General features: G+C 71.4%; 22 protein-coding genes. 13 read left to right on the top strand and 9 right to left on the bottom strand.

What is annotated here, in order from left to right; all coding sequences use genetic code 11:
• Positions 1-1,386, bottom strand: coding sequence for a glutamine synthetase family protein (locus ACIQVZ_RS08495; RefSeq protein WP_350877940.1), 1,386 nt, complete (start codon positions 1,384-1,386; stop codon positions 1-3).
• 152 nt (positions 1,387-1,538) lie between these two features.
• Between ACIQVZ_RS08495 and ACIQVZ_RS08490 the strand changes: the two genes are divergently transcribed.
• The 6 genes from ACIQVZ_RS08490 (at position 1,539) to ACIQVZ_RS08465 (ending at position 7,135) form a co-directional block, all read left to right on the top strand.
• Entirely contained in the window at positions 1,539-2,267 is a 729-nt protein-coding gene (locus ACIQVZ_RS08490; protein ID WP_402448180.1) for a gamma-glutamyl-gamma-aminobutyrate hydrolase family protein, read from the top strand.
• A gap of 154 nt (positions 2,268-2,421) precedes the next feature.
• The gene (locus ACIQVZ_RS08485) at positions 2,422-3,480 is read left to right on the top strand and encodes a cation diffusion facilitator family transporter (protein ID WP_402448178.1); all 1,059 of its coding nucleotides are present in this window, start codon (positions 2,422-2,424) and stop codon (positions 3,478-3,480) included.
• A gap of 58 nt (positions 3,481-3,538) precedes the next feature.
• On the top strand, positions 3,539-4,444 hold the full coding sequence (locus ACIQVZ_RS08480) for a 5'-3' exonuclease H3TH domain-containing protein (RefSeq protein ID WP_402448412.1): 906 nt from the start codon (positions 3,539-3,541) through the stop codon (positions 4,442-4,444).
• 297 nt (positions 4,445-4,741) lie between these two features.
• On the top strand, positions 4,742-5,950 hold the full coding sequence (locus ACIQVZ_RS08475) for an IS701 family transposase (RefSeq protein ID WP_350875600.1): 1,209 nt from the start codon (positions 4,742-4,744) through the stop codon (positions 5,948-5,950).
• 301 nt (positions 5,951-6,251) lie between these two features.
• Positions 6,252-6,605 (top strand): hypothetical protein, encoded by a 354-nt coding sequence (locus ACIQVZ_RS08470; RefSeq protein ID WP_402448175.1) that lies wholly within the window; start codon positions 6,252-6,254, stop codon positions 6,603-6,605.
• A gap of 41 nt (positions 6,606-6,646) precedes the next feature.
• On the top strand, positions 6,647-7,135 hold the full coding sequence (locus ACIQVZ_RS08465; protein WP_402448173.1) for an SAM-dependent methyltransferase: 489 nt from the start codon (positions 6,647-6,649) through the stop codon (positions 7,133-7,135).
• 502 nt (positions 7,136-7,637) lie between these two features.
• On the opposite strand, the gene ACIQVZ_RS08460 is transcribed toward ACIQVZ_RS08465, so the two are convergent.
• Both ACIQVZ_RS08460 and ACIQVZ_RS08455 read right to left on the bottom strand, forming a co-directional pair.
• Positions 7,638-8,588 carry a hypothetical protein gene (locus tag ACIQVZ_RS08460; RefSeq protein ID WP_402448171.1) on the bottom strand — a complete coding sequence of 317 codons (951 nt, stop codon included), beginning with the start codon at positions 8,586-8,588 and terminating at the stop codon, positions 7,638-7,640.
• Positions 8,585-9,241, bottom strand: coding sequence for an ATP-binding protein (locus ACIQVZ_RS08455; RefSeq protein WP_402448170.1), 657 nt, complete (start codon positions 9,239-9,241; stop codon positions 8,585-8,587). The genes ACIQVZ_RS08460 and ACIQVZ_RS08455 overlap by 4 nt, the downstream gene beginning before the upstream one ends.
• A gap of 266 nt (positions 9,242-9,507) precedes the next feature.
• Between ACIQVZ_RS08455 and ACIQVZ_RS08450 the strand changes: the two genes are divergently transcribed.
• A complete protein-coding gene (locus ACIQVZ_RS08450; protein WP_402448168.1) occupies positions 9,508-10,788 on the top strand; it encodes a helix-turn-helix domain-containing protein in 1,281 nt (426 codons plus the stop codon).
• A gap of 20 nt (positions 10,789-10,808) precedes the next feature.
• Complete coding sequence (locus tag ACIQVZ_RS08445; protein ID WP_402448166.1) at positions 10,809-11,405, top strand: GNAT family N-acetyltransferase; 597 nt, start codon at positions 10,809-10,811, stop codon at positions 11,403-11,405.
• A 319-nt stretch (positions 11,406-11,724) separates the two neighbouring features.
• Here ACIQVZ_RS08445 and ACIQVZ_RS08440 read toward each other — a convergent pair whose 3' ends face one another.
• A complete protein-coding gene (locus ACIQVZ_RS08440) occupies positions 11,725-14,577 on the bottom strand; it encodes a DEAD/DEAH box helicase (RefSeq protein ID WP_402448410.1) in 2,853 nt (950 codons plus the stop codon).
• A gap of 366 nt (positions 14,578-14,943) precedes the next feature.
• On the opposite strand from ACIQVZ_RS08440, the gene ACIQVZ_RS08435 reads away from it, so the two are divergent.
• Together ACIQVZ_RS08435 and ACIQVZ_RS08430 are read left to right on the top strand one after the other, a co-directional pair.
• Positions 14,944-15,318, top strand: coding sequence for a hypothetical protein (locus tag ACIQVZ_RS08435; RefSeq protein ID WP_350877952.1), 375 nt, complete (start codon positions 14,944-14,946; stop codon positions 15,316-15,318).
• A gap of 29 nt (positions 15,319-15,347) precedes the next feature.
• Positions 15,348-15,755 (top strand): ArsR/SmtB family transcription factor, encoded by a 408-nt coding sequence (locus ACIQVZ_RS08430; protein ID WP_402448163.1) that lies wholly within the window; start codon positions 15,348-15,350, stop codon positions 15,753-15,755.
• A 56-nt stretch (positions 15,756-15,811) separates the two neighbouring features.
• Here the strand turns inward: ACIQVZ_RS08430 and ACIQVZ_RS08425 are convergent, their stop codons facing one another.
• Complete coding sequence (locus ACIQVZ_RS08425) at positions 15,812-16,984, bottom strand: aminotransferase class V-fold PLP-dependent enzyme (RefSeq protein ID WP_402448162.1); 1,173 nt, start codon at positions 16,982-16,984, stop codon at positions 15,812-15,814.
• An 82-nt stretch (positions 16,985-17,066) separates the two neighbouring features.
• On the opposite strand from ACIQVZ_RS08425, the gene ACIQVZ_RS08420 reads away from it, so the two are divergent.
• The 3 genes from ACIQVZ_RS08420 to soxR all read left to right on the top strand — a co-directional run bounded on the left by ACIQVZ_RS08420 (position 17,067) and on the right by soxR (position 22,452).
• Positions 17,067-19,157, top strand: coding sequence for a prolyl oligopeptidase family serine peptidase (locus ACIQVZ_RS08420; RefSeq protein WP_402448160.1), 2,091 nt, complete (start codon positions 17,067-17,069; stop codon positions 19,155-19,157).
• 202 nt (positions 19,158-19,359) lie between these two features.
• Entirely contained in the window at positions 19,360-21,732 is a 2,373-nt protein-coding gene (locus tag ACIQVZ_RS08415) for an immune inhibitor A domain-containing protein (protein WP_402448159.1), read from the top strand.
• Positions 21,733-21,969: 237 nt separating this feature from the next.
• Positions 21,970-22,452, top strand: coding sequence for a redox-sensitive transcriptional activator SoxR (gene soxR / locus ACIQVZ_RS08410; protein WP_350877957.1), 483 nt, complete (start codon positions 21,970-21,972; stop codon positions 22,450-22,452).
• Positions 22,453-22,729: 277 nt separating this feature from the next.
• Here soxR and ACIQVZ_RS08405 read toward each other — a convergent pair whose 3' ends face one another.
• The 4 genes from ACIQVZ_RS08405 to ACIQVZ_RS08390 are packed head-to-tail and all read right to left on the bottom strand — an operon-like array spanning position 22,730 to position 26,647.
• A complete protein-coding gene (locus tag ACIQVZ_RS08405; RefSeq protein ID WP_402448157.1) occupies positions 22,730-23,707 on the bottom strand; it encodes an ABC transporter ATP-binding protein in 978 nt (325 codons plus the stop codon).
• On the bottom strand, positions 23,704-24,702 hold the full coding sequence (locus tag ACIQVZ_RS08400) for an ABC transporter ATP-binding protein (protein ID WP_402448155.1): 999 nt from the start codon (positions 24,700-24,702) through the stop codon (positions 23,704-23,706). Before ACIQVZ_RS08400 ends, ACIQVZ_RS08405 begins: the two co-directional genes overlap by 4 nt.
• Complete coding sequence (locus ACIQVZ_RS08395) at positions 24,702-25,688, bottom strand: ABC transporter permease (protein WP_402448154.1); 987 nt, start codon at positions 25,686-25,688, stop codon at positions 24,702-24,704. Before ACIQVZ_RS08395 ends, ACIQVZ_RS08400 begins: the two co-directional genes overlap by 1 nt.
• Positions 25,685-26,647 carry an ABC transporter permease gene (locus ACIQVZ_RS08390; protein WP_402448153.1) on the bottom strand — a complete coding sequence of 321 codons (963 nt, stop codon included), beginning with the start codon at positions 26,645-26,647 and terminating at the stop codon, positions 25,685-25,687. The genes ACIQVZ_RS08395 and ACIQVZ_RS08390 overlap by 4 nt, the downstream gene beginning before the upstream one ends.
• Positions 26,648-26,658: the final 11 nt, after the last annotated feature.

Genomic DNA, 26,658 nt, shown 5'->3' with positions numbered 1-26,658 from the left:
TCACATCCGTTCGAAGGATCGGTAGCGCTCCCAGTCGGTGACGGTGCCGTCGAAGGCGCACTGCTCCACCCGGGCCATGTTCAGGTAGTGCTCGACCACGTCGTCGCCGAAGGCCACCCGGGCCAGCTCGCTGTCGCCCCACAACTCCGCGGCCTCGCGCAGCGAACCGGGCACCCGGGCGTACTCCTCGACGGCGTAGGCGTTGCCCAGGCACGGTGCCGGCAGCTCCAGCTTCCGCTGCAGCCCGTGCAGGCCGGCCGCGATCATCCCGGCCACCGCCAGGTACGGGTTGACGTCCCCGCCCGGCACCCGGTTCTCCATCCGCAGGCCCGGGCCGTGGCCGACCACCCGGTAGGCGCAGGTCCGGTTGTCCCGGCCCCAGGCCACCGCCGTCGGGGCGAACGAGCCCTGGCGGTAGCGCTTGTAGGAGTTGATGTTCGGCGCGTACAGCAGACTGAACTCGCGCAGCGCCGTCAGCTGGCCGGCCAGGAAGTGCCGCATGGTGTCGGTCATCCGGCCGTCCCGGTCGGCGAAGGCCGGCGCGCCCACCGCGTCGCGCAGCGACAGGTGGATGTGGCAGCTGTTGCCCTCGCGCTCGTTGTACTTGGCCATGAAGGTCAGCGCGCACCCCTGCTGCGCGGCGATCTCCTTCGCACCCGTCTTGTAGACGCTGTGCTGGTCGCAGGTGGTCAGCGCGTCCGCGTAGCGGAAGGCGATCTCGTGCTGGCCGAGGTTGCACTCGCCCTTGGCCGACTCCACCACCAGACCGGCGCCCGCCATCTCGTTGCGGATCCGGGACAGCAGCGGCTCGACCCGGGCGGTGCCCAGCATCGAGTAGTCCACGTTGTACAGGTTCGCCGGCGTCAGGCCGCGGTAACCGCCCAGCCAGGCCTGCTCGTAGGTGTCCCGGAACACCAGGAACTCCAGCTCGGTCCCGATGTCGGCGGCCAGCCCGTACTCCGCCAGGCGCGCGATCTGGCGGCGCAGCAGCTGGCGGGGGGCCGCGTCCACCGGGTGGCCGCCGTGCCGGGCCAGGTCCGCGGTCACCTGCGCGGTGCCCGGCTGCCAGGGGGTCAGCCGCAGGGTGCCGAGGTCGGGTCGCATCGCGAAGTCGCCGTAGCCGGTGGCCCAGGAGGAGAAGGCGTAACCGTCGACGGTGTTCAGGTCGACGTCCACGGCGAGCAGGTAGTCGCAGGCCTCGGCGCCGTGCTCGACCACCTCGTCCAGGAAGAAGCGGGCGGCGAAGCGCTTGCCCTGCAGGCGCCCCTGCATGTCCGTGAACGCCAGCGCCACGGTGTGGACCTCGCCGGTGTCCACCAGCATGCGCAGTTCGTCCAGGGTCAGCGGCGCCCGGGGCGGCACGCCCGCGGCGGCGTTCTCGGGCATGACGGAACCCTCCACGATCACTCTTCGAGTTCAAGCGGTCACAGCGAACCGTACGGCCTGCGGCGGACGGCGCGGAAGAGGGCGGACAGGTGTGGCGCGCCGACATGCGTGGTTGACGGGGGATCAGGCGGTGCGGGTGGAGAATGCCCGCCATGGATCGCAAGCCTTTCATCGGCGTCAGCACCTACCTGGTCGACGCGAGTTGGAGCAACTGGCAGGGCCGCCGGGTGGCCCTGGTGCCCGAGCGGTACACCGCGTACGTCCAGGAGTCCGGCGGGATCGCGGTGTTGCTCCCGCCCGACTCCCCCGACCGCGCACCCGAGGTGCTCGCCCGGCTCGACGCCCTCGTCATCGCGGGCGGGCCCGACATCGACCCCGCCTACTACGGTCAGCCCGCCCACCCCCGCACCGAGGTCGACTCCCCCGAACGGGACCGGTGGGAGTCGGCCCTGCTGCGGGCGGCCCTGGCGGCCGGGATGCCGCTGCTGGGGATCTGCCGGGGCATGCAGGTGCTCAACGTCGTCTGCGGCGGGACCCTCGTCCAGCACCTGCCGGACGTCGTGCCGGTGGACGTCCACGGCGGCGCGGGCGGCGGCTACGGGACGCACCTGGTGCGGCCGGTGCCGGGGACGCTGCTCGGCGGGCTGCTGCCGGAGAGCGAGGTGGAGGTGCCGACCTTCCACCACCAGGCCGTCGACCGGGTCGGGGCGGGCCTGCGGGTCTCGGCCCACGCGCCGGACGGGACGGTCGAGGCGGTCGAGGGCCCGGGGTTCACCCTGGGCGTGCAGTGGCACCCGGAGCAGGGGGACGACCTGCGGGTGATGCAGGCCCTGGTGCGGGCGGCCACCGCGGCGCAGTTGGACACCGCGCTGATCGGGTAGCCGGGGCGCGCCCGCCCCCTCGGAACGGCCGCTCAACGGCAACGACAACGGTCACCAGTACAGCCTTTGGATCTTTGTCCGTTCTGCGGTTCACTTCGGGTGCAGGGCGATCGCGCCCCTCCCCTCCCCACCCGTGCGTCCAGAGAGGACTTCGATGGCCGGGCACGAGCATTCCCACACTGATCATGCACATGACCACAAGCAGGCGCACGACCACGGCGGACACCGGCACGGCGGACACGGCGGCCACTCGCACGGTGTCGCCGCCGACGCCGACCGCCGCTGGCTGCTCGGCGCCCTCACGCTCATCGTCGTCTTCATGGCCGGCGAGGTCGTCGTCGGCTTCGCCGCGAAGTCCCTGGCCCTGATCTCCGACGCGGCGCACATGCTCACCGACGCCGCCTCGATCGTCCTCGCGCTGGTCGCGATGCGCCTCGCCGCCCGCCCGGCCCGCGGCGGCTACACGTACGGCCTCAAGCGCGCCGAGATCCTGTCCGCGCAGGCCAACGGCGTCACCCTGCTGGTGCTGTCCGCCTGGCTGGGCTACGAGGCCGTCACCCGGCTGTTCGAACCGCCGGAGGTCGCCGGCTCGCTGGTGCTGGTCACCGCGCTGATCGGGATCGTGGTCAACCTGGCCGCCGCCTGGTGCATGTCGAAGGCCAACCGCAGCTCGCTCAACGTCGAGGGCGCCTTCCAGCACGTGCTCACCGACCTGTACGCGTTCATCGCCACCGCCGTCGCCGGCGCCGTCATGCTGACCACCGGCTTCGTCCGGGCCGACGCGATCGCCTCGCTGGTCGTGGTCGCGCTGATGCTCAAGGCCGGCATCGGCCTGGTCCGCGACTCCGGGCGGATCTTCCTGGAGGCCGCCCCGGCCGGCATCGACCCGGACGCGGTGGCCGACCGGATGGTCGCCCAACCGCTGGTCGAGGAGATCCACGACCTGCACATCTGGGAGATCACCTCCAACCAGCCGGCCCTGTCCGCGCACATCCTGGTCACCCCCGGCGGCGACTGCCACGCCGTCCGGCGCGAACTCCAGCGCGGACTGGCCGACGAGTACGGCATCACCCACAGCACGCTCCAGGTCGACCACGTCGGCGAGGACGAGGCCGGCGCCCTGCTCCAGATCGCCGCCCCCGGCGAACAGCCCGCCGAACACTGCGCCGACGCACACGGCCCGGTCCACCGCGCCGGCCCGCACGAGCACTGAAGCCGCCCTCCTGTCGTCGCGGTGCGGCATGATCTGACACGTGACCGCACCGCGACTGATGCTCCTCGACTCCGCCAGCCTGTACTTCCGGGCCTACTACGGCGTGCCGGACACCCTGCGCTCCCCGCAGGGCGAACCCGTCAACGCCGTCCGCGGCCTGCTGGACTTCATCGCCCGGCTGGTCCACGACCACCGCCCCGACCACCTCGTCGCCTGCATGGACGCCGACTGGCGCCCGCAGTGGCGGGTCGACCTCCTCCCCTCGTACAAGACCCACCGGGTCGCCGAAGCGGCCCAGGACGGCGAGGAGGAGGTGCCGGACACGCTGGCCCCCCAGGTCCCGGTGATCGAACAGGTGCTGGACGCGCTCGGCATCGCCCGCGTCGGCTCCCCCGGCTACGAGGCCGACGACGTGATCGGCACCCTCACCGCCCGCGCCCAGGGGCCCGTGCAGATCGTCACCGGCGACCGCGACCTGTTCCAACTGGTCGACGACGCCCGCGAGATCACCGTGCTCTACCCGGTCAAGGGCATGGGCAACCTGCAGATCACCGACGACGCGCTGCTCCTGGAGAAGTACGGCGTACGCGGCGCCCGGTACGCCGACATGGCCGCCCTGCGCGGGGACCCGAGCGACGGCCTGCCCGGCGTCAAGGGCATCGGCGAGAAGACCGCCGCCCAACTGATCAACGAATACGGCGACCTCGCCACCATCCGCGCCGCCGCCGCGGACCCGCTCTCCAAGCTCACCCCGGCCCGCCGCCGCAACCTCGTCGAAGGCGCCGCCTACCTCGACGTCGCCCCCACCGTCGTCCGCGTCGCCCCCGACGCCCCCCTCCCCGACTTCGACCCCGCCCTCCCCCACGAACCGCTCGACCCGATGACCCTCGAACACCTCGCCACCCGCTGGGGCCTCGGCACCTCCCTGGACCGCCTCCTGGAATCCCTCGCCGCCACCCGCTGAACCACTCCGCCGAAAGATCCCGCCCGGGCGGCCAGCGCGACTCCCCGGGCGACCGCCACCCGTCAGGCAGCGGCTCCGCACTCGCTCGCCAGCCCCCAGGCTTCGGCGTCCTTGCAGGCCCGCACCTCTTCCACGATCCCGCTCCTCGGCAGCTCGGCCACGGGAACACAGAGGTCCATCCGCTGGATGCAGACACCCACCACGTGCTCCCCCTGATCGGTGAGATACCGGCGGATGCCGTAGTAGTGCTTTGTTAGGAGGCTTGTCGCAGCGTGTGGTTGGGAGTTCTCTGGTGGTATGAGGGCTGGGGAGCTTGCGTTGTGGCGGGGGCGGTTGGAGGAGTTCGCGGCGGAGGTGTTCGCGCCCTTGGCCCGCTGTGATCAGCGGGCCAAGGGCAGTCTGTATCTGCGGGGGTTGTTGCTGGAGGGCCGGCGCAAGTCGATGCAGCCGATGGCCGAGCGCCTGGGGGTCGACCATCAGGCGTTGCAGCAGTTCATGACGTCCTCGACCTGGCCGGTCGAGGACGTCCGGGCCCGGCTGGCCAGGCGGGCGGTGCGGGCGGTTCGGCCGGAGGTGTGGGCCGTGGACGACACCGGTTTCCCCAAGGACGGCAGGGCCTCGCCCGGGGTCGCCCGCCAGTACTCCGGCACCCTGGGCAAGGTCGGCAACTGCCAGATCGGCGTCAGCGTCCACGCGGTCTCCGGCACCGCCTCCTGCCCGCTGTCCTGGCGCCTGTTCCTGCCCGAGTCCTGGGACGGGCCCGAGGCGGCCGGCCGGCGGGCAGCCTGCCGGATCCCCGAGGACGAACACCACCGGCCGAAATGGGCCCTGGCCCTGGAGATGCTCGACGAGCTCGCCGCCACCGGGCTGCGGCCCGCGGTGCTGGTCGCGGACACCGCCTACGGGGCGAACGCCGACTTCCGCCACGGGCTGGAGGACCGCCGCCTGGCCTACGTGCTGCAGGCCAAGGGCGAGATGACCGCCCACGGCGAGGATGCCGAACCGTATCAGCCCGCCTACGGGGGTCTGGGGCCGCGTCCGCTGCGGCGCTACCGCACGCGCCCGGTTCCGTTGCGTGAGCACGTGCTGGCCGCAGGACGCCGGGCCGGGCGGAGCGTGACCTGGCGCAAGGGCTCCAAGGCGGCGATGAGCTCGCACTTCGTCCTGCTGCGGGTCCGCCTCGCCGGCCGTCGTCCCAAGCCGGCCGACGACGGCACGATCCCGCTCACCTGGCTGATCGCCCAGTGGCCCGAGAACGAGGCCGAGCCGGTCAGGTACTGGATCTCCAACCTGCCCGCCGACATTCCCGCCAGGGACCTGGTCCGGCTGGCGAAGTCACGCTGGCGGATCGAGCACGACTACCGCGAGCTGAAGACCCGCCTGGGCCTGGACCACTTCGAGGGACGCTCCTTCATCGGCTGGCACCGCCACGTCACCCTCGTCAGCGCTGCCCACCTGTTCCTCACCGAACAGCGGGCCCTCCCAAAAGCCCTGTCCAGGGCCTGACCTTCGGCCAGGCCCTGGACCTCCTCCAACACCTCATCGCCACCTGGACCGGCCACTGCCCCACCTGCCGACAACCCGTCCCATGGCAGACCTACGACACCACCTAACAAAGCACTAGTAGTAGCCCTCCTCCCAATCCGTGTCGTCGTCGACCAACGGGGCGACGGTGGTCTTCCCGCTCGCGCTGAGACCGTTGAGGGGGATGAAGGCCCCTCGGGTCACGTCCGACGTGAACTCCGTTTCGCAGCACCTCGCTCAGGTGCTCACCGCCTGACTGAACCTCGACATCACCCTGTCCGCGATGGGACTCGGGGACGAGCAACCGGACCTGCGCGACCGGGGCTTGGATACGCTGAAAGCCCTGGCGGCCCTTGGACGGATCGACGTTGACGTGGAACGCAGACAGCTCCTCCGCACCCTCACGTACTCGCTCGGGACTCTGAGCGCCCTCGTGAAGGCCCGGCAGCACTCGATCGAGGAAGCCTGCACGATCTGGTCCCGGTCGCTCGACGCCATGCAGACCGTCCGTTCCGCCCGCACCCGCGATGTCGCCCTGGGTATCCGCAGTGCGCTGTCGCCCTATCGCGGACGGAAGGTGCAGGCCATCGACGCCGTCGACGGGCTTGCCGCCGAATACCTGGCAGCCACCATTTGACCCGCCGTCCTGGCGCGGGCCGTTCACAGGAGGGGAAGCACGTGGGTGAGGTCTTCAGCGTGGAAGCGCTCGGGCATGTTGTGGGAGGCCGTACGGAACCGACCGACGACTACTGGGGAGGGACGCGTGCCATCATCCGGCTCGACGGCGACAGGTTTCCGCTCGACGCGACGAAGGGGCTGGAGGAGTTCTCCCACCTCGACGTGATCTTCCGGTTCCACAGGACCGACCCAGCCGACCTGAACTTCGGCGCGCGTCGTCCCCGGGACAATCCGGACTGGCCCGAGGTCGGTGTGTTCGGCCACCGGAACATGCGGCGCATCAACTGGCTCGGGGCCTCCCGCTGCCGACTCGTCAAGGTCGACGGACTGGACCTGCATGTCGAGGACCTGGACGCCATCGACGGCACCCCGGTACTCGAAGTGAAGCCGTGGTTCGAGGAGTTCGGCCCGCGCGGAGAGGTGCGCCAACCCGCGTGGACGACGGAGATGCTCCGTGACTACTTCGCCCCGGTGGACCCCGCCCCCTGACCGAAGGGGCGACAGCCACCGCGTCAATCTTCCTTGACGCGCAGCGCACTCATCAGACCAGCTCGCCAGGCAGTTGACCGCTTCTGCCCCTGCCGACGACAGGGGCAGAAGCGCTTCATCTCCTTCGTCCACGCAGGAAGTCGGCTGGGCCGACTTCCTGCGCAGCACTGGCGCCGCTTCGACTCCGGCCGAAGCGGCGCCAGTGGAATCGCCTTCCTCAGCGTGATACGGGCAGATGAGCGCACGGTATCGGCGATGCTGCGAGCCACCTCATCAGGCGTGTGGTCGGTGCCGTCGACCCGCAGCAGTCCGAACGCCCGTTACACACGGGATCTTTCGGCCACGTTCGGCTCCTCCCACCGGTGCCAGGAACTCGGCGTTCCCAGCTCGGCCGCCGGCGAAGCCGCTCCTGGCGGACGCGTTCGTCCACCTCCAGCACAATCGGTCGACGGTGATGAAGAACCCTCGGGTCACGTCCATGTGAACTCCTCGTTCGGGCTCGTCATCGCAGCCCCCAGTTCCACGGGGCCGGGTGGGCACCGCGCAGGCATGTGACCCGGTGGGCTGCCTCCTGGCGGAGGTTGGCGTCGAGGTAGGCGCGGCGCACCGTGTCCATCACTGCGGTGAGGACGACGATGTCGCGTACGACCTGGTAGCCGGACCAGGCGCCGATGTAGGGGTGGTCCAGGGGCTGGCCCTCCCGCTCGTACGAGAGGTAGGTGTCGGCGTAGGTCCGGTGGTCTTCGCGCGGGCCGATGAGCAGTTCGGAGCGCCAGCGGGCGGCGACCAGGTCCCACTCGCGATGGCCGCGCGTCAGCGGGCGGCGCAGCAGGAGCCCGACGTGGACTCCGTCGTCGTGGCAGGGGGCCATGCCGAGGGCGCCGAGGATGACGGTGTCCGGTGTCGGCCAGTCGAGGTAGTCCCACTCCTCGCGCAGTTGGGCCGCGTGGTCGCGCAGGAAGCTGCGGGAGGCCTCGTTCAGCGGAGCATCGCCCAGGCCGTCCAGCAGCCCGGCGAACGGATCGTGCTCCCTGAGCCACGGGGCCGTCCTGGGGTCGGTTCGGTGCGTGAGGGCGGTCACCCATGCGGACAGGGACGTGTCGGTGCTCGGCTTCCCGGGGTCCTGCCAGAAGGTCACGGCCCGGCCTTCGGCAGACGTGCGAACGTCGGTGTACCGGGGGGAGGTGACGGGGACCTGATGCTGCCGCAGGAACTGCGCGCCCCTGATGAGCGCCCCGGCCTCGTCAAGGTCGGGGTGGACGATGGCGAGTGCGCGTGAAGTGGGCAGCGACCACAGGTGGTTCGGGCTGTCGCTGACCAGCTCGGCCTTCGCGACACCGTCGCCGGTGGTCACGCCCGCCTGCGTCAGAGCCTCGAAGGACGCCGCAATGTCCAGCCTGCGGGCGGGGGTTGTGGTCTTGAGCAGCGTTCTGGTGCGCGGTCCGACGCTCACGGCGTGGTCCAGGGGCACGGGAGTGGGTGGAGGGGCGAGAAGGAGCATCGATCTGGGACGGCAATTCCGCGCACTGCCCCTGCCCCGCCGGCCTTCACAAGGGCACCGCGAGCGTCCCGGCCTTCCGTCCCGGAGGCGCCGAGGGACGAACTGGACGTCGCGAGCGTGTGCGCCCCTCCGACTACGACGGTGGCCGAGCCCGGCATCGCGATCTGAAAGCCGCCCCGCTCGCCCGCGAGGGCCGGCACTGGGGCGGTGGGTTGGGTGGGCTCGTTGAATTCCAGCTCGAACCAGACCTCGTTGCCGTCACCCAGGCGATTCCAGCCGAAGCGGGTGGAGAGCGCCTTCACGAGCTCCAGGCCTCGTCCGTTCTGGTCGGTCTCCGCAGCTGTCCGAAGCTGCGGAGATCCATTTGCCCGGTCGATCACGGCAACTCGCAGCAGCTCCTTGCCGATCTGCAACGAGACCATGAACGTTGCACCCGTCGCATGCCTGATGGCGTTGGTCGTCAGCTCGGAGACGAGAAGCAGGACAGTGTCCTCCAGGTCCTGGCCGAGAACCAGGCCGAACCCGCGAAGGATCCTCCGTGTGGTGCGTCGGGCCGTGCTGGCGCTGACGGATTCGGCCGACAGCTCAAACTCAGAGGTGGGCATGACATTCCCTCCGGGGGGTGGCTCCGGTGCCAGGGGTGGGAAGAGCTACCGCGAGGCGGATACACCACTCCGTGACGAGTCGAATCCGCTCCGTAGTGGACGCTCATTCCACCAGCCGCTACGAAGGCCGGGAAGGACATGGAGCCAGACATCGACCGGACATTCACCGGACATTCCACGTCCGCAGCGGTGAATCCGGCCGGAATCCGGCCGAAGGACTGAATCCCTCTCTATGTTTGGTATGTGATGCTGCATAAGGCGCTGCCGTGAGCAGGCGCATCCCCAAAAGCCGGAACCAGCTGCTGTACGAGGCCCGAAAGCGACTGAACCTCACTCAGGCTGCCGCCGCTGAAGCGGTGGGGGTGAGCGAACGGCAGTGGCGACGCTGGGAGACAACACCCGGCCCGGACGTCCCCCGCGCACCGGAGGTCCTCCGGTCGCTATGCGAAGTGTTCCAGGTCTCGTACGACAAACTGGGCTTCGTGTCGCCGGTAGATCTTTCGCCAGATGGCGCAGGAGTCATGGGAGGAGTCATCATCCCGCCTGTGAACCGACGTGACGCACTGGCAGCCGGAGTGGCTGCCGCCCTTGGCGGATTGCCCTGGCTCTCACCGGTCGTCGGCGTTCGGCCGACCGAGCCTCTCCGGATCGGTGAGGACGAGGTCGAGGACCTACGCACGGTCCTCCAGCACCTCGACGCATGGGATCAGCGCTTCGGCGGCGACAGCCTTTGGCGCTCCGCCAGACACACCCTGCACTACATCCACGGGCTCCTGGACCGGGGGACGTTCTCCACGGAGGTAGGCGACGAACTCCAGGCGATGCAGGGCTCACTGACCACCTCCATCGGCTGGTACTGCTACGACGCCGGACGGACCCAAGACGCCTCTGTCTACTGGTCCCAGGCCCTCAACACCGCGTTGCTGTCCAACAATTCGCCGCTGGCCATCCGCACGCTGTCCGTCATGGCGAGGCAGGCCGTCGACCTCGGCAAGGGTCGTGACGCCGTCCGCTACGCACAGATCGCTGCGACCCGACTCGGACCCTGGGTACCGCCTCGCGTCCACTCACTCCTGGCCATTCGTGAGGCTCAGGGGCACGCTGCCCTGGGCGACGCAGCCAGTACCAACGAAGCGATCCTCCGGGCGTGGCGCGGGTTTGAGCGGGGCGCCAGCGAGGACGATCCGGACTGGGCTCGGTTCCTGAACGAAGCAGAGTTGGTCTGCCTGGAAGGGATGTGCCGCAGCGACCTCAGCGAACACGAGAAGGCCATCCGCCTTCTCAGCCGGTCGGCGGAGTTGCAGGACGCGGCGCACGACCGCAACCGCGGGATGTGCCTGGTCCGCCTGTCCGCAGCCGCTCTGTCGGCCGGCAACCTGGACCAATCGATCGACGCTGCCGAACGGTCCGTCCGGATGATCGGCAGTGGCATGACCTCCCGCCGGAACAAACGGGTACTGCTCGACATCGCCAACGGGCTGCACCGGTTCAACGACAACCCTCATGCCCGGCACACGATCGAGCGCATTACCCAGTCGGCCGCCTGACCAGCAAGGAAGCTCCTCCCATGCCCATCGCCGAACTCCGCCTCAACCGCCATACCCCCGACGCCACCGTACGGGCGCTGGACGACCTGCTCGACCTCTACACCCGCGTCTACAACGTCCCGCCGTACATCGGAGACCCTTTCTTCTCCGTCGACGCCTTCCGTGACCGACTGCTCGGCGCCACCCAGCTGAACGGCTTCGAGTGCCTGACCGCGCACAGCGGCGAGACCGTCGTCGGCTTGATCCACGGCGTCACCCTGCCGGCCGAACGCACTTGGTGGACGTCCCTCGGTGACCAGCGCCCGGAGGCGATGATCACCGCCGCCAAAGCCGAAGGCGTAGCCTGGCTGCGCGAACTGATGGTCCGACCTGACTATGGAAACCAGGGCATCGGTCGGCGCCTGCACGACGAGTGGATCGCCGAACGGCGACAGCGCTGGACAGCACTCACCTGCATCCCGGACAACGAGCCTGCACACGGCGCCTACCGGCGGTGGGGCTACGAGATCATCGGGCAGATCAAGCACGCCGACGACAGCCCCGTGTACGACGCGATGGTCCTGCCCGCAACGGGGAGCCCAGCCTCAGAAGAAGTCCCGCCGCGTCAACGGCCTTGAGGTGACGGGGGGCTCTCGCCTCCGTTGTTGCGTTGACACCGGGCCCCGATGCAGGTCATCGCGTTCTCAGGACCAGGACAGAGGCTGCAGGAATACTCTCTCCGCCCCTCCTTCCGAGCAGGAGGTCGATCGAATCGACTTTCGCAACCCCGCATTATTCCGTTGCCGCTTCTGCCTCTGCCGTTGGCAGGGGCAGAAGCACTTCGAACCCTTCTCCTTCCACGAAGGAGAAGGGTTGGGGCGGCTTGATTCGACTGAGCAACCATGCGGAGGGGCCCGCACGTTCGGGGTGAACGGGCGGGCCCCTGGCGTACGGTGGTCAGCCCACCGAGGAGTAGGCGATGATGCCGCGGCGCAGGCCGTCGACGGCCTTGCGGGCCGTCCGGCGCAGTTCGGCGTCCTCGCCGGCCGCGTCCTGGATCTGGCCGAGGACGTCGATCAGTTGCTTGGTCCAGCGGACGAAGTCGCCGGCCGGCATGTCGGCGTCGCGCAGCACCTGATCCAGGCTGTGGCCGAGGGCCCAGCGGTGGGCGGCCCAGGCGAAGCCGAGGTCGGGCTCGCGCTGGCCGACGCCCTCGGCGGTGTTGATCCGGTGCTGCTCCTCCAGGGCGTCCAGGTGGCCCCAGATGCGGACCATCTGGCCGAGCGCCTCCTTGGCCCCGCCCTCCGGCACCCGGGGGGCGGTGGCGTCGTCGGACTGGCGCGCCTCGTAGACCAACGCCGAGGCGCAGGCGGCGAGTTCGGCGGCGTCCAGGCCGCTCCAGACGCCTTCGCGGATGCACTCGGAGGCGAGCAGGTCGAGTTCGCCGTAGAGCCGGCCGAGGCGCTTGCCGTCGTCGGTGACGGTGTCGCCGCTCAGGTAGCCGAGGTCGGTGAGCAGCCCGCAGACCCGGTCGAAGGTGCGGGCGATGGTGTGGGTGCGGGAGCGCATCCGGCGTTCCAGCACCTCGGTGTCGCGGTGCAGGCGGTGGTAGCGCTCGGCCCAGCGGGCGTGGTCCTCGCGCTCGTCGCAGCCGTGGCAGGGGTGCTGGCGCAGTTCGGTGCGCAGCCGGGTGATCTCCTGGTCGTCGGCGGCGGCCGCGCGGCCCCGGCGGAACCGCTCGGGTTCGAGGTGGCCGGCCTTGGTGCGCAGCGCGGAGGCGAGGTCCCGGCGGGACTGCGGGCTGCGCGGGTTGAAGGACTTGGGGATGCGCACCCGCTCGACGGCGGCGACCGGGTACGGGAAGTCGATCATGGCGAGCCGCTTGACCTGCCGCTCGGCGGTGAGCACCACCGGGCGGGGCCCGTCCTGGAAGTCGGGGTGGCGGCCGACCCGGCCGTTGCGGCTGACCGGCGGCAGGCCCGGGTCGAGGACGAGGGCGAGGCCGGCGAACTTGCCGGTGGGGACGTGGATGACGTCGCCCGGCTTGAGCTGCTCGATCGACTCGACGGCGGCCGCGCGGCGCTGGCTGCTGCCCTCGCGGGCGAGTTCGTTCTCGCGGTCCTTGAGCCGGCGACGCAGGTCCATATACGCGTCGAAGTCGCCGAGGTGGCAGGTCATCGACTCGCGGTAGCCCTCCAGCCCCTCTTCGTTGCGCTGGACCTGGCGGGCGATGCCGACCACCGAGCGGTCGGCCTGGAACTGGGCGAAGGAGGTTTCCAGCAGTTCGCGCGAGCGGTGCCGGCCGAACTGGGAGACCAGGTTGACGGCCATGTTGTAGGACGGCCGGAACGAGGACTTGAGTGGGTAGGTGCGGGTGCCGGCCAGGCCGGCCAGCGCCTCCGGGTCGAGGCCGCGCTGCCAGAGCACCACGGCGTGGCCCTCGACGTCGATGCCTCGGCGCCCGGCCCGGCCGGTGAGCTGGGTGTACTCGCCGGGGGTGATGTCGGCGTGGGTCTCGCCGTTCCACTTGACCAGCTTCTCCATGACCACCGAGCGGGCGGGCATGTTGATGCCGAGCGCCAGGGTCTCGGTCGCGAAGACGGCCTTGACCAGGCCCTTCACGAACAGCTCCTCGACCACCTCCTTGAACCGCGGCAGCATCCCGGCGTGGTGGGCGGCGATGCCGCGCTCCAGCCCGTCCAGCCACTCGAAGTAGCCGAGGACGTGCAGGTCCTCGTCGGGGATGTCGGCGCAGCGCTCCTCGACGAAGGCCCGGACGAGGGCGCGGTCGGCGTCCTTGTTGAGCCGCAGGCCGGAGCTGAGGCACTGCTGGACGGCGGCCTCGCAGCCGGCCCGGCTGAAGATGAAGGTGATCGCGGGCAGCAGCCCCTCGGCGTCGAGCCGGTCGATGACGTCCACCCGGCCCGGCGTCCAGACCCGGCCGGGGCGCCCGTTGGGCATGCTGCGGCCCCGGCCGCGGCCGAACCGGTCGCGCGGGTTGCGGTCCAGCTCGGAGCGGGCGAGCCGGACCAGCTCGGGGTTGACGGCCTTGCCGGGGTTGCGCGGGCCGTCCTTGGGGCGGCCGTCCCGGTCGGGGTTGGCGAACAGGTCGTACATCCGGTTGCCGGCCATCACGTGCTGCCACAGCGGCACGGGCCTGGTCTCGGAGACGATCACCCGGGTGCCGCCGCGCACGGTGTCCAGCCAGTCGCCGAACTCCTCGGCGTTGGAGACGGTCGCGGAGAGCGAGACGAGGGTGACCGACTCGGGGAGGTGGATGATGACCTCCTCCCAGACGGCGCCGCGGAAGCGGTCGGCGAGGTAGTGCACCTCGTCCATGACGACGTAGCCGAGGCCGTCGAGGGTGCTGGAGCCCGCGTAGAGCATGTTGCGCAGCACCTCGGTGGTCATGACCACCACGGGGGCGTCGCCGTTGACGGTGTTGTCGCCGGTGAGCAGGCCGACCTTGGCGGCGCCGTAGCGCTTGACCAGGTCGCCGTACTTCTGGTTGGACAGCGCCTTGATGGGCGTGGTGTAGAAGCACTTGCGGCCGCCCAGGAGGGCCAGGTGCACGGCGAACTCGCCGACGATGGTCTTGCCCGAGCCGGTGGGCGCGGCGACCAGGACGCCCGAGCCGGCCTCCAACGCCTCGCAGGCCTCCAGCTGGAAGTCGTCCAGCGGGAAGTCGTACAGCTGCTGGAAGCCGTGGAGCGCGGTCGCCTGCTCCTTGGCCCGACGGCGGCTGGCCGCGTACGCCTCGGCGGGGCTGAGCTCCTGGTCGTCGTGGGGCTGGGGCTCAGGGGTGTTCATCGCCGTCCGGGTGTGGTTGGTGTGATCTCGCATCTCAGCGAGAGGTTACCCGGCGGCACTGACATCGATAGCACCGTTTTTCCGTGCGACTTTCCGTGCGGCTTCCGTACGGCTTCCCCACGGCTTCCGTACGGCTTTCCCTGCGGCTTCCGTGCAGCGTCCGTGGGGCTTCCGCACGGCGGGATCGGCCGCGGGATCATTCCGGGATCGCTTCCCTCTCACATCCATAGTTGCAAACATCTTCAAGTGATCGGAGTCCGACCAGCTTCGGACGTCTCCGGTCATCCCCGGTGGACCGCCGCCGGTCTCCCTACCGTCGTTGGCACGGCGGAGCGACCGCCACCAACTCACGGGAGGACACCGACGATGGCGAACCTGGAGACGTCCCTCAAAGAGGCCATGGGGATCGACGGCGCGATCGGCGTGGCCCTGGTCGACTACGGCAGCGGCATGGCGCTCGGCAGCCTCGGCGACGGCGGCGAACTGGACCTCAACGTCGCGGCCGCCGGGAACACCGACGTGGTCCGCGCCAAGATGCGGGCGATGGAGATGCTCAACCTGCACGACAACGAGATCGAGGACATCCTGATCAGCCTCACCAACCAGTACCACATGGTCCGACCGATCACGACGCCCACCGGACGCGGCCTCTTCCTCTTCCTGGCGCTCAACCGCGGCCGCTCCAACCTCGCGATGGCCCGCCACCAGCTCAAGCGGATCGAACTCTCGCTGGAGATCTGAACGGACCGACACCAGGGAAGGGGGGACTCGTGGCGGTAGCGCTCTACCAGGCCAAGGCCGAGTTCTTCCGGATGCTCGGCCATCCCGTCCGGATCCGGGTGCTGGAACTGCTCCAGGCCGGACCGACGCCCGTCCGCGGGCTGCTCGCCGAGCTGGAGGTCGAACCCTCCAGCCTCTCCCAGCAGCTCGCGGTGCTGCGCCGGTCCGGCATCGTCACCGCCACCCGGGAGGGCAGCACGGTGGTGTACGCGCTGGCCGGCGGCGACGTCGCCGACCTGCTGCGGGCGGCCCGGCGGATCCTCACCGGGCTGCTCGCCGACCAGAACCTGCTGCTCGCCGAGCTGCGGGCCAGCTCCGAGCGGGCCGGATCCGAACGAGCCGACGCCGAACGGGCCGGCTCCGACCGAACCGGCTCCGAGCGGGCCGGCCCGGAGTAGCCGCGTGCGGACCGGCCCGGACCAACCGCGCGCGCAGGCCTGCCCCCGCGCGCCGGTCAGCCCTTCAGCAGGCCGGCCAGCCCGTCCGCCAGCCGCTCGTACTCCCGCGGCCGGTTGTACAGCTGCGCGCTGACCCGCAGCACCCCGCCGCCGGCCCACGGGCGGATCGCGATCCGGGTGCCGAGCCGCTGCCACACCTCGTCCCGCAGCGGTCTCACGTCCTGCTCCGCCTCGACGCACCCGGCCGGCAGCCGGACGGAGCGCATCCAGACCCCGGGCGTCGCGGGCAGCGGCGACAGGCCGGCCCGCTCGGCGAGCACCCGCTGGCCGTACCCGGCGAGCGCGGCGTTGTGCGCGGCCACCGCCTCGGGGCCGAGTTCGCGCAGCAGCTCGAACCCGGCCGGGGCGGCCAGCCAGCCCGTGTAGTCGCAGGTGCCGCGCCATTCGACGTTCCACGGGAAGCCCCGGTCGTGCTCCCAGGAGAAGGTGAGCGGGCGCACCCGGTCCACCCACTCCGGGCGGACGGCGAGCACGCCGGTGCCGCGCGGGGCGAAGGCCCACTTGTGCAGGTTGCCGAACCAGAAGTCGGCGTTCGGGTCGACGGGGGCGGGCAGCATGCCGGGGGCGTGGGCGCCGTCCACGACGGTGGTCACGCCGCGTTCGCGCAGGTCGGCGAGCAGGCCCGGGCCGGCGATCAGGCGGGCGGTGGGCGAGGTGATCTGGTCGAGCACCGCGACGGTGACGCGCTCGTCGACGGCGGCGAGCACCGCCTCCCGGACGGCCTGCTCGTCGGGGGTGTCCAGCGGCAGTTCGACCTCGACCACCTCGGCGCCGGTCTCGGCGGCCCGGCGCTCGGCGGCCCGGGTGACCACGCCGTAGCCGTGGTCGGTGACCAGGATCCGGTCGCCGGGCGCGAACGGGATGGTGTCGAGGGCGATCGCGACCGCCTCGGTGACGTTGGAGACCAGGGCGAGCCGGTCCGGGTCGACGGCCAGGTCGGCGGCGATCCTGGTGCGCGCCGCGCCGACCCGGGCCGGCAGGTCGGCGAAGAAGCCGTCCGGGTCCAGCTCGTGTTCGGCGCGCAGCCGCTGCTGTGCCCGCTGCACGGGGACGGGCACCGCGCCGAACGAACCGTGGTTCAGGTGCGCCGCGTCCGGTGAGACGCCGAACAGCCCGTCGGCCGCGGGCAGCGGTGCCGGGGGTTCGGCGGTCCACAGGTCCTCGATCACGGCATCCTCCGCATTGTGATGTGTGACATTTCACATGACAGGGTACTGGTCGGGTGGCGCGCCCCGAGACGACGATCGGGCCGTGACCATCACCGACCCCTTCCTGTCGCTCAGCGCCCGCACCGGCCGGTTCACCTTCGGTGCGCCGCGCGCGTTCACCCTCGCCGAGGACGGTACCCGGCTGCTGCTGCTCCGCTCGACCGGTTCCGAGGATCCGGTCGACCGCCTCCACCTGCTCGACACCGCCACCGGCGAGGAACGACTCGTCGCCGACCCGGCCGTCCTCGCCCCCGGGCGCACCGGCCGCCGCGACGACCTGCCCGCCGTCGAACGACGGCTGCGCGAGCGCACCCGCCTGGTCGCCGCCGGCATCGGCACGTACGCGGCCACCGCCGACCTCGCGACCGCCGTCCTCGTCCTCGACGGCCGGCTGTTCCGGATCGACACCGCCACCGGTACCGGCACCGAACTGCCCGTCGCCGGGCCCGCGTTCGACCCCAGGCCGGACGGCGCCGGCGAACGCGTCGCCTACGTCGCCGACGACGCCCTGTACGTCACCCCCGACCTCGAACCGCTCTCCCCCGCCGACGGCGCCCGCTGGGGCGTCGCCGAGTTCGCCGCCGCCGAGGAGCTCGGCCGCTCCCGCGGCCACTGGTGGCGCCCCGACGGCGGCGCGCTGCTGGCCGCCCGGGTGGACGAATCCGCCCTCCCCCGGCGCTACTTCGCCGACCCCGCCCACCCCGGCGAGCCCGCCGAGGACTTCGCCTACCCGCAGGCCGGCGGCCCCAACGCGGACGTCCAGCTCTGGGTGCTCGGCCTCGACCGCAGCCGGGTACGGCTCCGCTGGGACGCCGCCGCGTTCCCGTACCTCTGCGCCGCCACCTGGGCCTGCGACCAGGAGCTGCTGCTCACCGTCGCCGACCGGCTCCAGCAGCACGTCCTGCTGCTGACCGCCGACCCGGCCACCGGCGAGACCCGCGAACTCTCCCGCACCACCGACGAGTTCTGGGTCGACGACCTGCCCGGCACCCCCGCCCGGCTGGCCGACGGCCGGCTGCTCACCGCCCACGACACCCCGCAGGCCCGCGGCCTCGCCCTGGACGGCAAGCCGCTGGACACCACCGGGCTCCAGATCCGCCGGGTGGTCGGCCACCTGGACGGCCGGCTGCTCTGCGAGACCGGCCAGGGCGACCCGGCCGACCAGTACGTCCACCTGGTCGACCCGGACGGCGGCGCACCCGAACCCGTCACCACCGGCCCCGGCGCGCACTCCGCACTCGCCGCCGGCCGCACCCTGCTGCTCACCACCGCCGACGCCGACGGCATCCGGCGCCGCCTGCTGCGCGACGGCTCGCTCGACGCCTCGCCCGACGGCCCCGCGCTGCCGCTCACCGACCTGAGCGCCGCCCTGCCCTACCGGGTGCGGCCCCGGCTCGCCCGGGTCACCGAACTCGCCCTGCCCACCGCCGTGGTGTACCCGCGCGACCACGCCCCCGGCCGCCGGCTGCCGGTGCTGCTGGACGTCTACGGCGGGCCCGGCTTCCAGGCCGTGGCGGCCGAGCCGCGCCGCTGGCAGCTCCGCCAGTGGTGGGCCGACCAGGGCTTCGCCGTCGTCACCACCGACAACCGCGGCACCCCGTTCGTCTCGCCCGAGTTCACCCGGGCGATCTTCCGCCGCTTCTCCCAGGTGGCGCTGGACGACCAGGTGGACGCGCTGCGGGCGCTCGCCGGGCAGCACCCCGACCTCGACCTCGGCCGGGTCGGCGTGCGCGGCTGGTCCTACGGCGGGTACTTCGCGGCGCTCGCCGTGCTGCGCCGCCCGGACGTCTTCCACGCCGCCTGCGCGGGCGCCCCGCCCACCGACTTCCGGCACTACGACACCGCGTACACCGAGCGCTACCTCGCGCTGCCGCAGGACAACCCGGAGGGCTACGCCGACGACTGCCTGGTCACCGACGCGCCCGGGCTGACCCGGCCGCTGCTGCTGATCCACGGGCTGGCCGACGACAACGTCCACCCCTCGCACACCCTGCTGCTCTCCGAGGCGCTCACCAAGGCCGGCCGCCCGCACAGCGTGCTGCCACTGCCGGGCGTCACCCACATGACCCCGGGCGGGGTGAACGAGCAGGTCACCCAGGCCGAACTCGCCTTCCTGCGGGCGTCTTTGGGCTGAGCCTCCGGATTCACGGGCAGGGGCGTCGCACCGGTGGTGCGACGCCCTTCGCCTTGCCTCCACCTCTTCCACGTGACCCGTGACATGTGAAATATTACCTGCGCTTCACCGAACGATTACTCCCACCCGGACCGCCCGGACCACCGGACCACCCGGACCACCCGGAAGCCCGAGACCCCATCCCCCGGAAAGGACCGGTCAGTTGCGCAGACTGTCCGCCGCACTCGCGGCCGCGCTCACCACGAGCGCGATAGCCGCCGCCCTGCTGGGCACCCCCGCCCAGGCCGCTCCCCCCGCCGCCACGACCGCCCCCGCCACGATCGCCGCCGCCCCGGCGGAGCAGGGCGCCGAAGCCCCGCCCGCGCCGCTCGCCCCCCAGGAGCGCGAGCGCCAGGCCCTCCGCACCAAGGCCCTGGAACAGCTCAACCAGGGCGCCGTCGCCAAGACCGCCGGCAAGCGGGCCCCCGCCAAGGTGAAGGTCGGCAACGACTACGTCCAACTGGCACACCAGCGCACCGACAAGGTCTTCGTGATCCTCGCCCAGTTCGGCGACGAGGTCGACAACACCACCCAGTACAACGGCCAGCCCCGCTACGGCGGCACCCCCGGCCCGCGCCACGACCAGATCCCCAAGCCGGGCAAGGGCGACAACCACACGCTGTGGGAGCCGGACTTCAGCCGCGACTACTACCAGAAGATGTTCTTCGACGACACGCCCGGCGCCGTGTCGATGCGCAACTACTACCGCACCCAGTCCTCCGGCCGCTACGACGTCCAGGGCACCGTCAGCGACTGGGTCACCGTCCCGTACAACGAGGCCCGCTACGGCAGCAACAAGGGCCCGCAGGGCTCCGGCGCCTGGACCCAGGGGCAGGAGTTCATCCGGGACGCCGTCAAGGCCTGGTACGACGGCGAGATCGCCAAGGGCCGCAGCGTGGCCGACATCAAGGCGCGGCTCGCCCAGTACGACGTCTACGACCGCTACGACCACACCAGGACCGGCGAGTTCAACCAGCCCGACGGCTACCTCGACAACGTCATCGTGGTGCACGCCGGCGTCGACGAGACCTGGGGCGGCGGCGCCCAGGGGGCCGACGCGCTGTGGGCGCACCGCAGTTGGACATTCCCCGACGCGACCGGCCAAACCGGACCGGAGGGCAACAAGATCGGCGGCGCGCCGGTCGGCGACACCGGCCTCTACGTCTACGACTACGTCCAGGCCGGCGAGAACAGCGGCGTCGGCCTGTTCGCCCACGAGTACGGCCACAACCTCGGCCTGCCCGACCTGTACAGCACCAACGGCGGCGACAACAGCGTCAACTTCTGGTCGCTGATGTCCTCCGGCTCCTACCTCGGCAAGGGGCCGAACACCACCGGCGGCTACCCCGGCGACCTCGACGCCTGGAGCAAGCTCCAGTTCGGCTGGCTCGACTACGACGAGGCGCAGGCCGCCACCCGGTCCAGCCACGCCCTCGGGGTGAGCGGCTACAACACCGACCAGGCCCAGGCACTGCTCGTCCACCTGCCGGACAGCACCACCAGCACCGACCTCGCCGACCCGTACGAAGGCGCCAGGCAGTGGTGGAGCGACACCGGCGACAACCTCGACAACTCCCTCAGCCGGGACGTCGACCTGCGCACCGCCACCGGCCCGGCCGCCCTGGACGCCGCCGCCTGGTACGACACCGAGCAGGACTACGACTTCCTCACCGTCGAGGCCTCCACCGACAAGGGCAAGCACTGGACGGCCCTGGGCGGCACCGTCGACGGCGCGCCGATCGGCAACACCAGTGCCAACACCCCAGGCCTAAGCGGAAGTTCGGGCACCTACCGGAAGCTGCACATCCCGCTGGACGGCTACCTCGGCCAGCAGGTCCGGCTGCGCTTCCACGCCACCTCGGACGGCAACACCCACGGCCGGGGCGTGCTCGTCGACGCCGTCAAGATCAGCGCCGGTGGCACCGAGCTCTTCGCCGACGGCGCCGAGAACGGCGCCAACGGCTGGACCGCCACCGGCTTCACCGTCATCACCGGCCGCACCGCCGTCAAGCAGCACCCGCGCGCCTACCTCGCCGAGAACCGCCGCTACACCGGCTACGGCGCGTTCCTGAAGACCGGCCCGTACAACTTCGGGTACAGCGGCGTCGCGGGCAAGGCCGACATCGTCGACACCTACCCGTACCAGGAGGGCGTCCTGCTCTGGCTGTGGGACACCGCGTACGGCGACAACAACACCAAGGACCACCCCGGCGGCGGCCTGATCCTGCCGATCGACGCCCACCCGGCCGCGGTCCGCTTCGCCGACGGCACCCTGGTCAACGGGCGGGCGCAGACCTACGACGCGCCGTTCTCGCTCAAGCCGACCACGGCGTTCACCCTGCACAAGGGCGGCGTCGCGGTGCGGATCCCGTCCGAACCGGCCGTCCCGGTCTTCAACGACCACACCGGCACGTACACCGACCCGGCCCTCCCGCAGCTCGCGGTGAAGGTCCCGGACACCAACACCAGGATCGAGGTCGTCCGGGAGTCCCAGGGCGGGCGGATCACCACCGTCCGGGTCGGCCCGGCCTCGTAGGAACCCGCGGCGACGGCCCCGGGCCCCCGACGAAAAGGGGCCCGGGGCCGGCTCGTGGGTCTCGCCGCACCCGGAGAACGGTTCACGCCGACCTCCGACGAGGCCGTTCGGCGCCGAATCGAGCGGTAACTGTCCTGCTCGGCAGGGGTAGTAACGCTCCGCGCAGCGCATGGTACGGCCACGTCCGGTAGGCTGGATCTTCAACAGGACTTGAAGTCAAGGAGTCGAGGAGCAGGCATGGACACCGCACCGGTCGACCTGCTGAGCGTCGGCGAGGTGGCCCGGCGGGCCGGGATCGCCACCTCGGCGGTGCGCTTCTACGAGGACCAGGGGCTGATCTCCTCCGAGCGGTCGCCGGGCAACCAGCGCCGCTACCGGCGGCACGTGCTGCGCCGGATCTCGCTCATCCTGGTCGCCAAACGGCTCGGCATCCCGCTCTCCGAGGTGGCCGAGGTGTTCACCGGGCTCCCCGAGGACCGGATGCCGGGCAAGCACGACTGGGACCGCATCTCGCGGCGCTGGGCCGAACAACTGCGCGCCCGTCGCGCCGAGTTGGAGCGGCTGGAGGAGGAACTGACCGGCTGCATCGGCTGCGGCTGCGTGTCGCTGCGCCGCTGCCGGGTGCTCAACCCCGGGGACGAACTGGCCGCCGAGGGGCCCGGCCCGCGCCGGCTGCTGCCGGGCACGGCGGGCGAGGCGGGCGGGCCGTCCGGATCGTGAGGACGGCCGGCCCACGAGAACGGCCGGCCCACGAGAACGATCAGTCCGTGCGAACGGCCGGACCGTGAGAACGGCCGGACCGTGAACACGGTGGAACCCGGTCGGACGCGGCCCTCGTGAGGTTCCCCGCCGCGCCCGACCGGGCGTCTGCGGCGAGGGATCGCGTCCCTCGCCCCTTGGGTGCCGTACCGCCCGGCGTGGGGGCAACTGGGCGGTACGGCGGCTCTGTGTGCCCGGCCTCAGCCGGACTCGGTCGGCCCCCGGAGGCCTCCGGGAATCAGGCCTCCGGGAAGTGGCAGGCCGCCTCCCGGCCGCCCGGCCCGGCGATCCGCAGCAGCGGGCGGTCCGTGCGGCAGACCTCCTGCGCCTTGGGGCAGCGCGGGTGGAAGGAGCAGCCGGACGGCGGGTTCGCCGGGCTCGGCGGGTCGCCGAGCAGCACGATCCGCTCCCGCGCGCGCTCCGCCGCCGGGTCGGGCAGCGGGACGGCGGACAGCAGCGCCCTGGTGTACGGGTGCGCCGGGCTGCCGTACACCTCGGCCTTGTCGCCGATCTCGACGATCCGCCCGAGGTACATCACCGCCACCCGGTCGCAGACCCGCTTGACCACCGAGAGGTCGTGCGCGATGAACACGTACGCCAGGCCGAGCTCCTGCTGGAGCCGCTCCATCAGGTTGACCACCTGGGCCTGGATGGAGACGTCGAGCGCGGAGACCGGCTCGTCGGCGATGACCAGCTTCGGCGAGGTGGCGAGCGAGCGGGCGATGCCGATGCGCTGCGCCTGGCCGCCGGAGAACTCGTGCGGGTAGCGGTCGATCTGCTCGGGGATCAGCCCGACCAGTTCCATCAGCTCGCCCGCCCGCCTGCGCGCGTCGGCCGCGCCCGACCCCTGGAGCAGCAGCGGCTCGGAGATGATCCGGGCCACCGTCTGCCGGGGGTTGAGCGAGGAGTACGGGTCCTGGAAGACCATCTGCAGGTGCCGCCGGTGCGGTCGCAGCCGGGTCTGGGAGAGCCCGCCGATCTCGGTGCCGTCGAAGGTGACGGTGCCCGAGGTCGGGTCGAGCAGTCGGACGATCATCCGCCCGGTGGTGGACTTGCCGCAGCCGGACTCGCCGACCAGGCCGAGCGTCTCGCCCTTGCCGACGTCGAAGCTGACGCCGTCGACGGCCCGGATCGGGGCGCCGGGGCGGCCGGTGCGGCTTCGTCGGCCGGGGAAGGTCTTCACCAAGTCCCGTACGGACAGCAGAGTTTCGGTCATGACCGGACTCCTTCCGGCACCAGTGGCAGGTGGCAGGCGGCCTGGTGGCCGGGGGCGAGCGGGCCGAGCTCGGGGCGTTCGGCCAGACAGCGGGCGTGTTCCTCGGCGGTGGCGGCGCCGGTGCGGGTGCAGCGCGGGGCGAAGGAGCAGCCGGGGGCGGGGGTGATCAGCGACGGCGGGCTGCCGGGGATGGCCCGCAGCGGGGCGTCGTCGGTGTCGTCCAGGCGCGGCAGCGAGTCCAGCAGGCCGCGGGTGTACGGGTGCCCGGGGGTGGCGAACAGCCGGTCCACCGGGGCCTGTTCGGCGGCCCGGCCGCCGTACATGACCAGCACCTCGTGGGCGACCCGGGCGACCACGCCGAGGTCGTGGGTGATCATGACGACGCCGAGGCCGCGCTCCTGCTGGATGCGGGCGATCAGGTCGAGGATCTGCGCCTGGACGGTGACGTCGAGGGCCGTGGTGGGCTCGTCGGCGATCAGCAGCTCGGGCTCGCAGGCGAGGGCCATGGCGATCATGACGCGCTGGCGCATGCCGCCGGAGAACTGGTGCGGGTACTCGTCGACCCGCCGGGCCGGCTCCGGGATGCCGACCTCGGCCAGCATCTCGACCGCCCGCGCGCGGCCCGCCCTGCGGTTGGCCTTGAAGTGCACCCGGTAGTGCTCGGCGATCTGCTCGCCGACGGTGTAGAAGGGGTGCAGGCTGGACAGCGGGTCCTGGAAGATCATCGCGATCCGGCGGCCCCGGACGGTACCCAACTCCCGTTCGCCGAGCCCGTTGAGCTCCGTCCCGTTGAGCCGGATCGAGCCGGTGACGGCGGCACCGCGGTGCAGGCCCATGACGGCGAGCGAGGTGACGGACTTGCCGCTGCCGGACTCGCCGACCAGGCCGAGGGTCCGCCCGGCCTCGACGGCGAAGGAGATGCCGTCCACCGCCCGGACGACGCCCCGGGGCGTGTCGAAGGAGACCCTGAGGTCGTCGACCTCCAACAGAGTCATCAGTACCTCACTCTCGGGTCGACGAACGCGTAGAGCAGGTCGACCAGCAGGTTCGCCGCGACGATGAAGAAGGCCGCGAGCAGGGTGACGCCGAGGATGACGGGCTGGTCGGAGCGGCCCAGACCGTCGTAGAACAACCGGCCGACGCCGGGCAGGCCGAAGATGGACTCGGTGATGACGGCGCCCGCCAGCAGGCCGCCGAGGTCCATGCCGAAGATCGTGAGGATCGGCGTCATCCCGGCGCGCAGCCCGTGCTTGACCGTGACCGTCCGCGGCGGCAGGCCCTTGGCCCGGGCGGTGCGGATGTACGGCTCGGCCATCGTCTCGATCATCGAGTTGCGGCTCTGCCGGGCGTACATGGCCGCGTACAGCAGGGCCAGGGCGATCCACGGCAGCAGCAGGTTGGAGGCCCACTCGAAGGGGTTCTCGGCGAACTTGTGGTACGAGGGGTAGGGCAGCACGCCGGCCGTCCTGACAACGCCCCAGATCAGCATGATCGAGGTGAAGTAGACCGGCAGCGAGGCGGTGCCGACCGAGAGCACCATCAACGTCCGGTCGATCGGCCTGCCCTTGCGCAGCGCCGAGGTGACGCCCGCGCCGAGGCCGAGGACCAGCCAGAGCACGGCCGCGCCGAGGGCCAGCGAGATGGAGACCGGCAGCCGGTCGACGAGCAGGTCCCACACCGGCAGCCCGTACTCGTAGGAGTAGCCGAGGCAGGGGAAGCCGCAGTGCACCGCGCCGGGGCCGGAGCCGTAGTCGCGGCCGGCGAAGATGCCGCCGAGGTAGGCGAGGAACTGTTCCCAGATCGGCTTGTCCAGGCCCATCGCCGCCTTGACGTCGGCGAGCCGCTCGGGGCTGCACGTCTTGCCGCAGGCGGCCGCCGCCGGGTCGTTGGGCAGCAGGTAGAAGATGGTGAAGGTGATGGCGCAGATGGCGAGCAGGATGCCCGCCACGCCGAGCAGCCGGCGGCCGAGGTAGAGGATCACGACCGGCCTCCCCGGGGGTCGAGGATGTCGCGCAGCGCGTCCCCGAGCAGGGTGAACGCGAGCACGGCGAGGAACAGGAAGGCGGTCGGGATCAGGAAGTAGGTCGGGTCGGTCTCGTAGTGCACGATGCTCTCCGCGATCATCTGGCCCCAGGACGCGGTCGGCGGGCGGACGCCCACGCCGAGGTAGCTGAGCGCGGCCTCGGTGGCGATCATGCCGGGGATGAGCAGGGTGGTGTAGGCGATGATCGGGCCGGAGACGTTCGGCAGGATCTCCCGGGTGAGGATGCGCCAGGAGCGCGCCCCGCCGACCTTGGCGGCCTCGACGTACTCGCGGTGCTTGAGCGAGAGGGTCTGGCCGCGCACCACGCGGGCGATGCCGGGCCAGGTGAACAGGCCGATCACCAGGGTGATCAGCAGGATCCGGTTGACGTCCTTGGCCACCGACATCATCGCGATCATGAAGATCAGCGAGGGGAAGGACATCGTGAGGTCCATCAGCCGGGACAGCAGCGTGTCGACGCGCCCGCCGAAGTAGCCCGCCGCGATGCCGGCCAGGGTGCCGACGATCACGACGACGGCGGTCGCGGTGAACGCGATCAGCAGGGACACCTGCCCTCCGTGCAGCACCCGGGCGAACAGGTCGCGGCCGGTGATCGGCTCGACGCCCAGCCAGTGCCTGGCGCTGATGCCGCCGAAGTCGCCCCGGGGCAGGCCGCCCAGGTACGGGTCGATGGCGCGTTTGTCGAACTCCTCGGGGGTCCAGCCGCCGAGCGAGCTGAGCGGTCCGGCCAACGCGGTGACCAGGACCAGCACGCCGACGGTGACCAGTCCGAACCGGGCCGGGCCCTTGGCCCACAGCTGGTCCCAGACCAGCCGCCACGGACCCCGCCCGGCACTCTTCTGGGCGCCCGCCGGCGTGGACTCGGCCACGGCGGCGGGCTCAGTGGTGGTACTCATCGCTGGTGGTC

The organism is Kitasatospora sp. NPDC098663 (genome assembly GCF_044760075.1).
GTDB lineage: Bacteria > Actinomycetota > Actinomycetes > Streptomycetales > Streptomycetaceae > Kitasatospora.
This window is presented reverse-complemented; position numbering and strand designations above follow the sequence as displayed.

Excerpts from the sequence above, each read along its gene's own strand:
- ACIQVZ_RS08390 (WP_402448153.1), bottom strand. The coding sequence starts at position 26,647 with ATGAGTACCACCACTGAGCCCGCCGCCGTGGCCGAGTCCACGCCGGCG.
- ACIQVZ_RS08470 (WP_402448175.1), top strand. The coding sequence starts at position 6,252 with ATGGGACTCGGGGACGAGCAACCGGACCTGCGCGACCGGGGCTTGGAT.
- ACIQVZ_RS08435 (WP_350877952.1), top strand. The coding sequence starts at position 14,944 with ATGGCGAACCTGGAGACGTCCCTCAAAGAGGCCATGGGGATCGACGGC.
- ACIQVZ_RS08495 (WP_350877940.1), bottom strand. The coding sequence starts at position 1,386 with ATGCCCGAGAACGCCGCCGCGGGCGTGCCGCCCCGGGCGCCGCTGACC.
- ACIQVZ_RS08400 (WP_402448155.1), bottom strand. The coding sequence starts at position 24,702 with ATGACTCTGTTGGAGGTCGACGACCTCAGGGTCTCCTTCGACACGCCC.
- ACIQVZ_RS08445 (WP_402448166.1), top strand. The coding sequence starts at position 10,809 with ATGCCCATCGCCGAACTCCGCCTCAACCGCCATACCCCCGACGCCACC.
- soxR (WP_350877957.1), top strand. The coding sequence starts at position 21,970 with ATGGACACCGCACCGGTCGACCTGCTGAGCGTCGGCGAGGTGGCCCGG.
- ACIQVZ_RS08405 (WP_402448157.1), bottom strand. The coding sequence starts at position 23,707 with ATGACCGAAACTCTGCTGTCCGTACGGGACTTGGTGAAGACCTTCCCC.
- ACIQVZ_RS08480 (WP_402448412.1), top strand. The coding sequence starts at position 3,539 with ATGCTCCTCGACTCCGCCAGCCTGTACTTCCGGGCCTACTACGGCGTG.
- ACIQVZ_RS08485 (WP_402448178.1), top strand. The coding sequence starts at position 2,422 with ATGGCCGGGCACGAGCATTCCCACACTGATCATGCACATGACCACAAG.
- ACIQVZ_RS08490 (WP_402448180.1), top strand. The coding sequence starts at position 1,539 with ATGGATCGCAAGCCTTTCATCGGCGTCAGCACCTACCTGGTCGACGCG.
- ACIQVZ_RS08440 (WP_402448410.1), bottom strand. The coding sequence starts at position 14,577 with ATGAACACCCCTGAGCCCCAGCCCCACGACGACCAGGAGCTCAGCCCC.
- ACIQVZ_RS08475 (WP_350875600.1), top strand. The coding sequence starts at position 4,742 with ATGAGGGCTGGGGAGCTTGCGTTGTGGCGGGGGCGGTTGGAGGAGTTC.
- ACIQVZ_RS08455 (WP_402448170.1), bottom strand. The coding sequence starts at position 9,241 with ATGCCCACCTCTGAGTTTGAGCTGTCGGCCGAATCCGTCAGCGCCAGC.